The organism is Roseateles sp. (assembly GCF_052436255.1).
Lineage (GTDB): Bacteria > Pseudomonadota > Gammaproteobacteria > Burkholderiales > Burkholderiaceae_C > Pelomonas.
On sequence record NZ_JBQVNP010000048.1, the window covers coordinates 21062 to 33479 of the forward strand.

General features: G+C 66.7%; 13 protein-coding genes. 3 read left to right on the forward strand and 10 right to left on the reverse strand.

The window, feature by feature from the left end; translation table 11 throughout:
* Positions 1-77: 77 nt before the first annotated feature.
* Complete coding sequence (locus tag ACT6S0_RS12970; protein WP_444764242.1) at positions 78-425, reverse strand: immunity protein Imm33 domain-containing protein; 348 nt, start codon at positions 423-425, stop codon at positions 78-80.
* 518 nt (positions 426-943) lie between these two features.
* Between ACT6S0_RS12970 and ACT6S0_RS12975 the strand changes: the two genes are divergently transcribed.
* Positions 944-1387: an OsmC family protein gene (locus tag ACT6S0_RS12975; RefSeq protein WP_444764243.1), complete on the forward strand. Its 444-nt coding sequence runs from the start codon at positions 944-946 to the stop codon at positions 1385-1387.
* Here ACT6S0_RS12975 and ACT6S0_RS12980 read toward each other — a convergent pair.
* From ACT6S0_RS12980 to ACT6S0_RS13015, 8 genes are all read right to left on the reverse strand, one after another.
* Entirely contained in the window at positions 1377-2141 is a 765-nt protein-coding gene (locus ACT6S0_RS12980; RefSeq protein ID WP_444764244.1) for an ABC transporter ATP-binding protein, read from the reverse strand. The two genes, ACT6S0_RS12975 and ACT6S0_RS12980, sit on opposite strands and share 11 nt — an antisense overlap.
* Before the next feature lie 260 nt (positions 2142-2401).
* Positions 2402-3163 carry an ABC transporter permease gene (locus tag ACT6S0_RS12985; RefSeq protein WP_444764245.1) on the reverse strand — a complete coding sequence of 254 codons (762 nt, stop codon included), beginning with the start codon at positions 3161-3163 and terminating at the stop codon, positions 2402-2404.
* Positions 3160-3591 (reverse strand): cupredoxin domain-containing protein, encoded by a 432-nt coding sequence (locus ACT6S0_RS12990; protein WP_444764246.1) that lies wholly within the window; start codon positions 3589-3591, stop codon positions 3160-3162. Before ACT6S0_RS12990 ends, ACT6S0_RS12985 begins: the two co-directional genes overlap by 4 nt.
* Positions 3588-4166, reverse strand: coding sequence for an SCO family protein (locus ACT6S0_RS12995; RefSeq protein ID WP_444764247.1), 579 nt, complete (start codon positions 4164-4166; stop codon positions 3588-3590). Before ACT6S0_RS12995 ends, ACT6S0_RS12990 begins: the two co-directional genes overlap by 4 nt.
* The gene (locus tag ACT6S0_RS13000; protein ID WP_444764248.1) at positions 4163-5191 is read right to left on the reverse strand and encodes an ABC transporter substrate-binding protein; all 1029 of its coding nucleotides are present in this window, start codon (positions 5189-5191) and stop codon (positions 4163-4165) included. Before ACT6S0_RS13000 ends, ACT6S0_RS12995 begins: the two co-directional genes overlap by 4 nt.
* Before the next feature lie 143 nt (positions 5192-5334).
* Positions 5335-6606 carry a Glu/Leu/Phe/Val family dehydrogenase gene (locus ACT6S0_RS13005; protein WP_444764249.1) on the reverse strand — a complete coding sequence of 424 codons (1272 nt, stop codon included), beginning with the start codon at positions 6604-6606 and terminating at the stop codon, positions 5335-5337.
* Positions 6607-6779: 173 nt separating this feature from the next.
* Positions 6780-7355, reverse strand: coding sequence for a DUF4276 family protein (locus tag ACT6S0_RS13010; protein WP_444764250.1), 576 nt, complete (start codon positions 7353-7355; stop codon positions 6780-6782).
* The gene (locus ACT6S0_RS13015; protein WP_444764251.1) at positions 7352-8545 is read right to left on the reverse strand and encodes an AAA family ATPase; all 1194 of its coding nucleotides are present in this window, start codon (positions 8543-8545) and stop codon (positions 7352-7354) included. The genes ACT6S0_RS13010 and ACT6S0_RS13015 overlap by 4 nt, the downstream gene beginning before the upstream one ends.
* A gap of 153 nt (positions 8546-8698) precedes the next feature.
* Between ACT6S0_RS13015 and ACT6S0_RS13020 the strand changes: the two genes are divergently transcribed.
* Together ACT6S0_RS13020 and ACT6S0_RS13025 are read left to right on the forward strand one after the other, a co-directional pair.
* Complete coding sequence (locus tag ACT6S0_RS13020; protein WP_444764252.1) at positions 8699-10690, forward strand: cation:proton antiporter domain-containing protein; 1992 nt, start codon at positions 8699-8701, stop codon at positions 10688-10690.
* A gap of 92 nt (positions 10691-10782) precedes the next feature.
* Positions 10783-12045 (forward strand): acyl-CoA dehydrogenase family protein, encoded by a 1263-nt coding sequence (locus tag ACT6S0_RS13025; protein ID WP_444764253.1) that lies wholly within the window; start codon positions 10783-10785, stop codon positions 12043-12045.
* A gap of 25 nt (positions 12046-12070) precedes the next feature.
* Here ACT6S0_RS13025 and ACT6S0_RS13030 read toward each other — a convergent pair.
* A partial coding sequence (locus ACT6S0_RS13030) for a RecQ family zinc-binding domain-containing protein (protein ID WP_444764254.1) occupies positions 12071-12418 on the reverse strand: 348 nt, incomplete at its 5' end.

The window sequence follows — 12418 nt, forward strand, 5'->3', positions numbered from 1 at the left end:
CGACCCGGCTGGGGGTTATTTGACAGCCTCAACGTTGGCGCTCAGCGGGCGGCGAAGCCGTCCGCTGCAGCAACGGGCTATCCACGCACATCTCGGACTCCTTCGTCGAACCAAACGTCCTCATGCCCCGGCGCCAACTGCACTCGCCATCCTGGCGGAAGCGCTAGGTACGGTGTGAATTCAGGCACGTGAGCGTTCAAGTGTGCGACGTGAAGCGGAGAGAAGAATTCTGGGTCGTCAGAGAAGTCCCCAGCCCAGATGTACCAGCCGCAAGTTCCGTTGCCTGGCGCATGTCGCAGCGCATTCAGTGGCCGCAAATGTAGCGACTGGAGTGCGATGCCGACCTTGTCGATGACGGAGGGCATGCTCGGTGCAGCTCCGAACCTGTCGCACACATCAATCGGCATCATTTCGGTGTCCGCCATGCTGGATAACGTGTTGTCGGTGAATCGTTAACGATATTTGCCTAACATTTGAGCATGCGACCCTACCGTCCAGCAACGCCTGCTGAGCGCGATGCTCGGCGCGAGCGACGATTGCGCCCTCCGGCCGACGAACCTGCAGAATTCCCTAAGCCGAGGCACGAGGACCAGCGCCAGCCGTTCGACTGGACGTTCTCCTGTGGCGGCGTTGCCTGGGTCCTTCATTTCGAGCCGAACCCAAGGGACGTGAGGCAGTGGCGCGTGTTCAGGGATGGCCAGCCGTGGATGTGCGCAGGTCTGGAGCGGGTCTGGCGCGCGTTGCAGCGCGAGATGAGTCCCGCGCTTGGCCGCCGTCACTGGCGATGACGCAGCGGTCGTCGACGGGTTCAAGCGCTTCGTGCGCCGGAGCAAAGTCGACACTTTGACGTCGCTGCCCATTCTCGCCAACCGGCCTACTTCGAAACATTGACAGCCAGTTCGGCACTTTGTTATCAGCCCCCATATCACCAGACGGAGACCTCATGGACCGCCCCAGCGTCACCCTCATCCAGCGCCAGGCCTACCAGTTCGAACATCACTATTCGGCAGCGGTGCCGGTGCTGCTGTCCGACGAGCCGCCGCCCATCGGCACGGGTCTCGGCCCCGACCCGGTCGAGCTGCTGTGCTCGGCGGTGGGCAACTGCCTGAGTGCGTCGCTGTGGTTTGCCTGCCAGAAGTACAAGGACGACCCGTCGCCGCTGCGCACCGAAGTGAAGGCGACGGTCGGCAAGAACGAGCGCGGTCGCAACCGCGTGCAGGGCCTGGCGGTGGAGCTGCACCTGGGTCGGCCGTCTGCCGAGCTGGGCCATCTCCAGCGTGTGCTGGACACCTTCGAGGATTACTGCACCGTCACGCAGAGCGTGGCCGCCGCCGTTCCCGTCACGCTGCGCGTGCTGGACAGCACGGGCGCCGTGCTCAAGGGTTGAGGTCCACGCCCAGCTCCTTCAGGATGACCTCGCGCAGCTTGTCCATCTCCGGGCTGATGAGTCGGCGCGGGTGCGGCATGTCCAGATCGAAGCGGGCCTGGATGCGCGTCGGCCGTGGCGACAGCACGAGGATGCGGTCGGCCATGTAGAGGGCTTCGTCGACGTCGTGGGTGATGAGCAGCACGGTGTGCTTCTCTTCGGCCAGGATGCGCAGCAGCTCGTTGCGCATGCGCAGGTTCATCAGCGCGTCCAGCGCCGAGAACGGCTCGTCCAGATACAGGATCTCGGGCTTGACGATGAAGGCCCGCGCCAGCTCCACGCGCTTGAGCATGCCGCCCGATAGCTCGTGCGGGTAGGCGCCCTCGAAGCCCTTGAGGCCAACCATGGCCGCGTAGTGGTCGGCCAGCTTGGCGCGCGCGGCATCGACGCCGTGCTCCTGGCCGGTCAGCCCGAACATCAGGTTCTGCTGCACGGTCAGCCAGGGGAAAACCGAACCGTACTGCGAGATGACGATGCCCTGCGGGCTGGGGCCGGGATGGGGCTCGCCGTCTATGAGAAGGCTGCCGCTGTCGGCCTGCTCGAAGCCGGCCAGGATGTTCATCAGCGTCGACTTGCCGCAGCCCGAGGGGCCGACGATGGCGACGAACTCGCCTTCGGCGACGTGGAAGTCCACGCCCTGGATGACGGGCAGCTGGCCACCCTTGGCGGCCTTGAAGCTCTTGGTCAGGCCGCTGACGGAAATTTTTGGAGCCATGTCAGTGATTTATTTCGTGGCCGTGGTGCCCTGTCGCAGGCCGAGCGCCGGGCCGCTCCCAAGCTGGCCCGCTTTGGCGATGTGGTCGCGGCTCGATGCCGCGGGCATCGCCGTTGCCTCGGGGGCTGAGGCCGGACACGACAAGTCCTGTGGACTTGTCGTGCCTGCCGAAGAGCAGCCGCTCAGTCGGCTGCGCGGTCTGCAAGACCGACCAGACGCGCTTGCGTTCAGCGATGCGAGGTTGGGCGAGCGGCATCAACTCAGCGGACATAGCGCCACCGCACGGTCTTGAGTCTTTCGAGCAGGCGGGTCGCGCCGTCCAGCAGCAGGCCGATGAGGCCGATGAGGATCATGCTGGCGATGACGAGGTCGTAGCGGTTGCCGGCGTTGCGCGAGTCCATGATGAGATAGCCCAGGCCGGAGCGCAGCGCGATCATCTCGGCGGCCACGACGACCAGCCAGGCCACGCCGATGCCGATGCGCATGCCGATGATGATCTCCGGCAACACGGCGGGGATGACGACGCGGCGGAACATCACCGCGCGCGACACGCCGAAATTGGCCGCCGCGCGCAGGTAGCGCCGGTCGATGGTGTGCACGCCCGAGGTCGTCTGCACGATGAGCGGGAACACCGACGAGATGAAGATCAGGAAGATGGGCGACACGTCGCCGACGCCGAACCACAGGATGGCGAGCGGGATCCAAGCGATGGGCGAGATCGGCCGCAGCATCTGGAAGATCGGGTTGAAGGTGCGGTAGGCCGCGTCCACCCAGCCCATCCACAGGCCCAGCGGAATGCCGATGAGCATCGCGCAGCCGAAGCCGATGCCCACGCGCATGAGGGACGCGGTGATGTGCTCCCACAGCGTGCCGTCCTCGGCCAGTTCCAGCGTGCCCGTGACGACGGCCCAGGGTGTGGGAAAGATGGGGCTTTCGGTATAGACGACGGTGGCCCACCATGCCGCAATGATCACGGTGATGACGGCCAGCGGCGGCAGGATCCGGTTCAGGCGCAGGTTCACTGCTCGTCCTTGTCATTCCAGCGTTTCATGATTTGCTGCCAGCGCCATTGCAGTGCGGGCCAGCCGCGTTCCGGTGTGGGCGCGACGACGACAGCCATCTGGCCGCTGGCGTGCGCGCTGCAGGCAAAGCTGTAGGTCGATGCGACCTCGAACGGCAAACGAAAGCTCTGCCCCGGCATGATGAGCACCGGCCCGAACTGCTGCGGCACCTCGTCGCGGTTGCGCAGCAGCAGCACGTCGTTCAGGCCCAGCGTCAGGTCGATGCGGTCGGGCAGGATCTCGACCTTGTCACCGGCCATGCGCCGCGCGTAGGTGCCGGCCGGGATCTCGAACAGCTCGTCGCGCGAGGCGAGTTGGAGGGGTGCGAATGCGGCCCAGAACAGGGGGGCCAGCAACAGCGCCGGCAGGAGCCAGAGCAGGCGCCTCACTTTGTGGCCAGCAGCAGCTTGAGGTCGTGGACAAAGTCCTTGGCCTCGTGGCCGTAGGGCATCATGGCCCGCAGCTTGCCGGCGCGGTCGATCAGCCACACCGACGTGGAGTGGTTCATGCCGTAGGCGTTGGCCTGCGGCTTGGGGATCTTCTCGGCGACGACGCCGTAGCGCTTGCGCATGTCGGCCAGCTTGGGCGGCGTGTCGGTAGCGCCGACGAAGCTCGGGTCGAACGCCGCGAGGTACTGGCGGATGCGCGCGATGTCGTCGCGCTCGGGGTCCACCGTCACGTAGACGACCTGCACGTCGGCGGCGGCCGCGCCGAGCGCCTTGCGCGCCTGTGCGAGCGTGGCCAGCGTCGTCGGGCAGACCTCCGGGCAAAGCGTGAAGCCGAACACCAGCATCACCACCTTGCCCTTGAACCGGGCCAGGCTGAGCGTCGCGCCGTCACTGCCCTTGAGCGAGAACTCGGGTGCGGGCTGCGCGGGCTCGAAGACGCCGGCCTTCAACCGCGGCGGCGTGCTGGCGAGGGCCGAAGCCGGCAGCGCGGCCAGCAGGACGGCGCGGCGTTTCATACGGAAATCGGCGCGGCCTTGGCCGCCTTCACAAAGCTCTCGTCCACGTACTTCTCGTAAGCGACGGGCTGCTTCAAGGTGCCGGCCTCCATGGACAGCTGCATCAGCTCGTCGAACTCGGCGCGGATCATGCGCAGGTCGCCATAGGTCACGCGGTCGGTCGGGTTCTCCATCACGAAGCGCAGGATGTTGGGGTCCTGGTTGAAGAACTTGCGGCCCGCCGCGATCTGGATGGCCTTCTCGCGGTTGGCCGCCTGCTGATCGAGCCAGTGGCCGGCGCCCTGCACGTGGTTGACCAGGTCCTGCACCAGCGGCCGGTTCTCCCGGATGAGTTCTTCACGCACCGTCAGCACACAGCAGATGTACTTGCGCCACTCGTCGCGCGTCATGCGCAGCGGCCTGGCGTAGCCGGCGCGCTGGGCGGCGGCGCCGAAGGGCTCGCCGGTGCAGTAACCGTCCACCGCCTTGGCATAGAGGGCCGCCGGCATGTCGGGCGGGGGCATCTCGATGATCTGGATGTCCTTCGGGCTCATGCCCTCTGCGGCAAGCATCTTGCGCAGGAACAGGAAGTCCACCGCGAAGCGGCTCGGGATGGCAATGCGCTTGCCCGTCAGGTCCTTGAACTTCTTGAAGGGCGAGTCGGTGCGCACCATGATGACGGCGCCCGAGCGGTGGCCCAGCGAGACGATCTTGACGGGGATCCGCTTGTCGGCCAGGTCCATCACCAGGGGCGCCAGCATGTAGCCCGCCTGGATGCGGCCCGTCATCAGCGATTCCTTGATCTCGGGCCAGCCGTTGTACTTGCTGTACTCGAACGCGAAGGCCTTGCTGCCGGCCGCCTTGTTGCTGTTGGCGCGCGCCATGCAGGCGACCGGCAGCGTCAGGTTGCAGGTGACCGGCAGGCCGCCGACGATGAGCGGGCCGGGTGCGGCCACGGCGGGCCCGCCGAGCATCGGCAGGGTCGACGCCAGCGCGCCGCAGAGCAGCTGCCGGCGGTCGACGGCGGGGAATGTGGAGTCGGACAATGCGGGCGCCATGACGAAGGTCGACGGACTTTGCCCGCTTCTCGCGGGCTGTCCATGCGTGCTGACCGAATTGTGCCTACGTGCCTACCCAGCAGCGTCGGCCGGGCGGGTGGACGGCTCCCGCCGCCCACGCCTGGGCCCGATCAGGGGTAAAGGCCGCGTTCCTCGCGCGCCTGCAACACCCGCGTGCAGGCGACCGTGAAGGCGGCGGTGCGCAGCGGGATCTTGTGGTCCTCGCCCGTTTCCCAGATGTGCTTGAACGCGCCGATCATGATCTTGTCCAGGCGCACGTTGATCTCGTCCTCGGTCCAGAAGAAGGACGAGAAGTCCTGCACCCACTCGAAGTAGGACACCGTCACGCCGCCGGCATTGGCAATGACGTCGGGCACGACGACGATGCCGCGGTCCGCCAGCACGGCCTCGCCGTCGGGCGTGGTCGGGCCGTTGGCACCCTCGAGCACCAGGCGGGTCTGGATGCGCTGGGCACGCTCGGCGGTGATCTGGCCTTCCAGCGCCGCGGGGATCAGTACATCGGTCTTGATGTCCCAGAAGTCTTCATTGGCGATCATGTCGCCGCCCTTGAAGCCGGCCACGCCCTTGGTCTGCGCCACGTGGTCCAGCAGGCTCTGCATGTCGAAGCCGTTCTGGTTGAGGAGGGTGCCGGTGTGGTCCTGCACGCAGACGATCCTGGCGCCGTTGGCGGCGAACAGCTTGGCGGCGATGGAGCCGACGTTGCCAAAGCCCTGTACCGCCACGCGGGCGTGGTCCATGTCGATGTTGAGGCGGCGCATCGCCTCGCGGCCGACGACGAAGACACCGCGGCCGGTGGCGGCCACGCGGCCGAGCGAGCCGCCCAGCTCGATGGGCTTGCCGGTGACGACGCCGGTCGCCGTGGCGCCGGTGTTCATCGAGTACGTGTCCATCATCCAGGCCATGATCTTGCCGTTGGTGTTCACGTCGGGCGCCGGGATGTCCTGGTTGGGGCCGATGATGATGCCGATCTCGCTGGTGTAGCGGCGCGTCACCTTCTCCAGCTCCTTCATCGACAGGCCCGTCGGGTCCAGCCGGATGCCGCCCTTGGCGCCGCCATAGGGCAGGTTGACGGCGGCGTTCTTGATCGTCATCCAGCCGGCCAGGGCCATCACTTCTTCCAGGGTGACATCGGGGTGGTAGCGCACGCCGCCCTTGCCAGGGCCACGCGTCAGGCTGTGCTGCACGCGGTAGCCCTCGTAGTGGGCGATGGTGCCGTTGTCCATCTCGATGGGGATGTCCACGATCAGTGCGCGCTTGGGCCGGCGCAGCGTCTCGACCCAGCGACTGAGGGGGCCGAGGTAGGGCTCGACAGCGTCGATCTGCGACAGATAGGTGCCCCACGGGCTGTTGCGCGTGGGCGAGACAAAGGACAGGTTGGGCACGAAACGCTCCGTAACTTTGAGTGGGGCGAACGGTAGCGCGAAGGCGGCGGCGGCGGCGACGGCTTGTCTAGCCAAGTGGTCATGCAGCCATGCAAGGCATGCATGACGCCGTGGAGCCGCGATTCAGTGCAAAGCCAAGGTGGCGACCGCCTCGCGCAACGATCGAGCCACCCTCAAGCACCATCCAACTCGGCGCCCAACCGACGAATGCCTGCTATCAAATGCTTGAAGCTCGGTGAGCGCTCGTTGTTGAGATCGAGCTGTTGCCCGATCAGGCGCGACCCGGCCCGCTTCTCGTAACGCAGCTTCGTCAGCGCCCTGAGCTCCCGGCTTGGACTGCCCAGGGCATCTGGGTGGCGGAACTTCCTGCTGCCTTGCTGCTTTGCCAGCCCCGGGATTTCAAGGGCACGCTCAACGGCTGCAAGATCGGCAAGATAGAAGGTCTCCAGTTCGGTGCAGGCTATCCGCACGAGGCACTGGGCTTGGCGGCCCGTCGCTTTGCAGCGTAATACCAGCCCTGCCTTGAGTGCCTTGCAATCGGGATGGCTGTCCTGGTCGCGCAGCACGATGAAGCGTGCCGACGGGTTTTGGTAGCCGCGGATGCGTCGGCTCATCTGCTTCTCCAGGTCCTGCTTGCCCTCGAATGGAATGACGCGATGCCGAACACCTTGTGGAAGCGCCCGCGGCAGCAGGACATCCAGCAGGTCTTTCTCGGCCTGGCCTTCAACCAGGAACACCAGCTCCTTCATACTGGGTCGACACCGTCGAAAAAGCCTTGTTTCCAGAGGTAGCCCAGCTGGTCACCCTCGGCCATGTAGGCGGCGACCTGCGCGTTGTCCTTGGCACGGTGGATTTCGGTGCAACCATCGCGCTTGACCAGCCAGCAGGCCTCTTCCAGCTCGATGGCGTTCAGAAAGTCCGGTGAGTGCGTGGATACGAATACCTGGCCGCCGCGGTTGGCATAGCTCCGAAACTCCTCCGCCAGCTCGCCCATCAGCTGCGGGTAGAGCTGGTTCTCCGGCTCTTCCACGCACAGCAGCGGGTGGGGCTTGGGATCGTGCAGCAGCACCAAATAGGCAAACATCTTGATCGTGCCGTCGGACACGTAGCGGTCCAGGAATGGCGTCTTGAACGAGCCGTCCTGGAAGCGCAGCGTCAGGTAGCCGTCGTCCATCAGCTTGGGCTCCACCGACGACACCCCCGGCACCCGCCGGGCCATCGTGTCCAGGATGCGCTGAAACAGCTGCGGATGCTGTTCGTGCAGCGAGCGGGCCACCAGCGGCAGGTTGTCGCCGGACTCGCTCAGATGCTCTGAATCGCCAGAGGCGTCCTTGCGACCTCGCGCTGCGCTGATGTGAAAGTCCGACACATGCCAGTTCTCGATGAGCTGGCGAAAAGCATTGGCCGCCTTGAACCGTTCCAGCTGCCCCAGCCCTTTGATGGCCAGTGCGTCGGGCGCCACCTTCTGATCCTCGCGCTTGAGTTCCTCGTCCGGTTCGTCGAAGTCTTCCTCGTTGGTGATGGCGTAGCCCTCGCCGCGCGAGAAATTCAGGAAGTGATAGGGGCTGCCGTAGCGTCCTCGCTTGTAGCGCAGCATCTCGCGCTCCACGACGGGCTGGCCTTGCTGCTCTGCGATCTCCACCGAGTAGGTCACCAGGCGTTCCACGCCGGTGATCTCCATGCGGTACTGGATCTCTAGCAGGATGGAGTCTGTCTCAGGGTTGCAACCCCGGCTGAGCACTTCCTTGAAGCGCCCGCGCTTGTCCAGCGCTGTGCGCACATTGCCCTTGAGGCAGTCGTGCAAGAAGCCGAATACATCGAACAATGTGGACTTCCCCGCACCATTGGCTCCGACCACCACCAGGAAGCTGGGCAGATCGGTCAGGTCGACCTGACGAAACGCCTTGAAATTGCGCAGTCGGATGGTTTCGATCTTCATACGGAAGCCTTGGAAGCGGCAGAACAACGCGGTTGCGAGATTGTGGTCGTTGCCCGCAGCTCGCGCGGTTACGTGCGCGTGGTGCGTTGGCGGGGGCGTCGCCCGGGTCTTGCGTGGCGCGCGCATTGTGGCCGCCCGAATACCATCCCGCTGGTGACTTCCCTCGACCTCGCCCTGCTCTATCTCGTCGCCGCCGTGCTCGGCGTCGTCGTCTGCCGCAGCCTGAAGCTGCCGCCCATGCTGGGCTATCTGGCGGTGGGGGTGGTGATCGGGCCGAACGCGCTCGCTTTTGCGCAGGATTCGGCCAGCATCAAGTACCTGGCCGAGTTCGGCGTCGTCTTTCTGATGTTCGCCATCGGGCTGGAGTTCAACCTGCCCAAGCTGCGCACGATGAAGACAGCCGTCTTCGGCCTGGGGCAGGCGCAGGTGTGGCTGACCGTCGTCGGCGCGCTGGTCGGCAATGCCCTGTTGATGGCCGGCCTGGCCTGGCTGGGCCAGGCCTGGGACCTGCGCTGGCAAGGCGCCCTGGTGCTGGGCGCGGCCATGGCCATGAGCTCGACCGCCATCGTGGTCAAGCTGATGGCCGAGCGGCTGGAGCTGGAGAGCCCGCACGGCAAGCTCGTCATGGGCGTGCTGCTGTTCCAGGATCTGGCCGTGGTGCTGCTGCTGGTGATGATCCCGGCGCTCAACAGCAGCGGCGGTGAGATGGCCGAGGCGCTCGCCTGGGCAGCGCTGAAGGCGGCCGTGCTGCTCGGTCTGTTGTTCTATGGTGGCCAGAAGCTGATGCGCTGGTGGCTGACGCTGGTGGCGCGGCGCAAGAGCGACGAGCTCTTCATGCTCAACCTGCTGCTGGTCACGCTGGGCCTGGCCTGGTTGACCGAGCATGCCGGGCTGAGCCTGGCGCTGGGCGCGTTCGTGGCCGGCATGCTGATCGCGGAGACCGTGTTCAAGCATCAGGTGGAGACCGACATCCGGCCCTTCCACGATGTGCTGCTGGGCCTGTTCTTCATCACCATCGGCATGAAGCTGGACTGGCGGCCGCTGGTGGACCACTGGTGGCTGGTCATCCTGCTGACGGCGCTGCCCGTGCTGGCCAAGTTCGCGCTGATCGCCGGGCTGGCGCGGCTGTTCAGGGCACCGCCGGGTGTGGCGCTGCGCACCGGCCTGTATCTGGCGCAGGCGGGTGAGTTCGGCTTTGTGTTGCTGACGCTGGGCGAGCAGCACCGGCTCGTCGCCGCCGAATGGGTCAGCCCGGTGCTGGCCAGCATGGTGCTGTCCATGCTGGCGACGCCCTTCATCATCATGTACAGCAACCGCATCGTCATGAAGCTGTCCAGCAGCGACTGGCTGATGCAGTCGGTGGCGCTGACGACCATCGCCAAGAAGAGCATCAAGACCGAGGCCCACGTCATCATCTGCGGCTACGGCCGCTCGGGCCAGAACCTGGCGCGGCTGCTGGAGGGGGAGGCCATTCCCTACATCGCGCTGGACCTCGACCCCGACCGCGTGCGGCAGGCCGCTGCCGCTGGCCAGAGCGTCGTCTTCGGCGATGCCGCCAAGGTGCAGAGCCTGATGGCGGCCGGCCTGGCGCGCGCCAGCGCCGTCGTCGTGACCTATCACGACACGCCGTCGGCGCTGAAGATCCTCAACCTCGTGCAGACACACTCACCGCGCGTGCCGGTCGTCGTGCGCACCATCGACGACAGCGACCTTGAGAAGCTCAAGGCCGCCGGGGCCACCGAGGTGGTGCCCGAAGCCATCGAGGGTTCGCTGATGCTCGCTTCGCATGCGCTGGCCCTCGTCGGCGTGCCGATGCGCCGCGTCATCCGCATCACGCGCGACGCGCGCGACAAGCGCTACGGCCTGCTGCGCGGCTACTTCCACGGCGCCGACGATGACACCGTCGACGAGCTCGACCAGGCCCGCCTCGCCTCCGTGACCCTGCCCACGGCCAGTGCACTGGCCGGCCACCTGCTGGACGATCTGGCCCTGCATGCGATCGGTGTCGCCGTCGTGTCACTGCGCCGTGCCAGCGGCAAGGCCGTGGCGCTGGACACCGGTGCGGCGCTGGCCGGCGGCGACACACTGGTCATCAGCGGCAAGCCGGCGGCGCTGGCGCTGGCCGAGGCGCGCCTGCTGAACTAGCTTCCCTGCAGCGGGCCGCGTTGCCGCCTCGGTGACAAGTGCAGGCAACGCGCTGCGCCACACTGGCAGCACCCGCACTCCAAAGCCGCGCCATGAACTTCGATTACAGCCCCAAGGTCGCGCAGATGCGCGAGCGCCTGCTGGCCTTCTTCGACGAGCACATCTACCCCAACGAGCGCCGCTACCTGGAGGAAGTCGAAGCCAATCGCCGCGCCGGCAACCCCTGGGTACCGACCCGGGTCATCGAGGAACTCAAGCCCAAGGCGCGCGCGGCCGGGTTGTGGAATCTCTTCCTGCCCAAGTCCACGCGCGCGCCCGAGGGCCTGTCCAACCTCGAGTACGCGCCCATGTGCGAGATCATGGGCCGGGTGTTCTGGGCGCCCGAGGTCTTCAACTGCTCGGCGCCCGACACCGGGAACATGGAGACGCTGGAGCGCTATGCGTCCGAGTCGCTGAAGGACCGCTGGCTGGAGCCGCTGCTGCGCGGCGAGATCCGCTCGGCCTTCCTGATGACCGAGCCGGCCGTGGCGTCGAGCGACGCCACCAACATCGAGTGCCGCATCGAACGCGACGGTGACGACTACGTCATCAACGGCCGCAAGTGGTGGAGCAGTGGTGCCGGTGACCCGCGCTGCGCCGTCTACATCGTCATGGGCAAGACCAATGCCGACGCCGGCCGCCACGAGCAGCAGTCCATGATCGTCGTGCCGGCCGACGCGCCGGGCATCACGGTGCTGCGACCGCTGTCGGTGTTCGGCTATGACGACGCGCCGCACGGCCACATGGAGGTCGAGCTGAGAGATGTGCGCGTGCCGGCCGCCAACATCCTGCTCGGCGAAGGCCGCGGCTTCGAGATCGCGCAGGGCCGCCTCGGCCCGGGCCGTATCCATCACTGCATGCGTTCCATCGGCGCGGCCGAGCGCGCGCTGCAGCTGATGTGCGAGCGCGCCATCGCGCGCACCGCCTTCGGCAAGACCATCGCCCAGCAGACCGTCACGCAGGAGCGCATCGCCGAGTCGCGCTGCATGATCGAGCAGGCCCGCCTGCTGACGCTGCGCGCCGCCTACATGATGGACACGGTGGGCAACAAGGTCGCCAAGGCCGACATCGCGATGATCAAGATCGTTGCGCCCAACATGGCCCTGCAGGTCATCGACTGGGCCATCCAGGTCTTTGGCGGCGCGGGCGTCTCGCAGGACACGCCGCTGGCCATGATGTTCGCGCACCAGCGCACGCTGAGGCTGGCCGATGGCCCTGACGAGGTGCACCGCAACTCGCTGGCCAAGCTGGAGCTGGCCAGCCATATGAAGCTGCCGGCCGACACCATCTCGATGCCGGTGACGCGCGGCGGTTGACGTGTCGAGCGGGTGGTGACCCGCGCTAGCCCCTTGCGGTAGCCAGGACGAAGTCGGGATGGATGTCCCGCTGGCCGTGCCGCGGGAAATCGATGCGCACCATCTCCGCCGTGCAGGCCCGCACCTCGCCCCAGCCGAAGCGGCGCACGCGCACCCGCTGACCGGGCGCGAACGCGGCGGCCGCGACCGGCGGCGGCTCGGTTTCGGTGGCAGGCGCGTTGCGCTCCGCCGCCAACAGGCGCTCGAAGCGCGCGCAGCTGTCGCAATGGCCGCAGCGCCGGGCCTCGGCTTCCAGCGCCTCGCCGTAATGCGCCAGTACACCGGCCCAGCGGCAGCCGCCGGCCTTGGCGTACAACACCATGGCCGACAGGCC

Excerpts from the sequence above, each read along its gene's own strand:
- ACT6S0_RS12980 (WP_444764244.1), bottom strand. The coding sequence starts at position 2,141 with ATGGCTCCAAAAATTTCCGTCAGCGGCCTGACCAAGAGCTTCAAGGCC.
- ACT6S0_RS12970 (WP_444764242.1), bottom strand. The coding sequence starts at position 425 with ATGGCGGACACCGAAATGATGCCGATTGATGTGTGCGACAGGTTCGGA.
- ACT6S0_RS13025 (WP_444764253.1), top strand. The coding sequence starts at position 10,783 with ATGAACTTCGATTACAGCCCCAAGGTCGCGCAGATGCGCGAGCGCCTG.
- ACT6S0_RS12995 (WP_444764247.1), bottom strand. The coding sequence starts at position 4,166 with ATGAAACGCCGCGCCGTCCTGCTGGCCGCGCTGCCGGCTTCGGCCCTC.
- ACT6S0_RS12975 (WP_444764243.1), top strand. The coding sequence starts at position 944 with ATGGACCGCCCCAGCGTCACCCTCATCCAGCGCCAGGCCTACCAGTTC.
- ACT6S0_RS13010 (WP_444764250.1), bottom strand. The coding sequence starts at position 7,355 with ATGAAGGAGCTGGTGTTCCTGGTTGAAGGCCAGGCCGAGAAAGACCTG.
- ACT6S0_RS13015 (WP_444764251.1), bottom strand. The coding sequence starts at position 8,545 with ATGAAGATCGAAACCATCCGACTGCGCAATTTCAAGGCGTTTCGTCAG.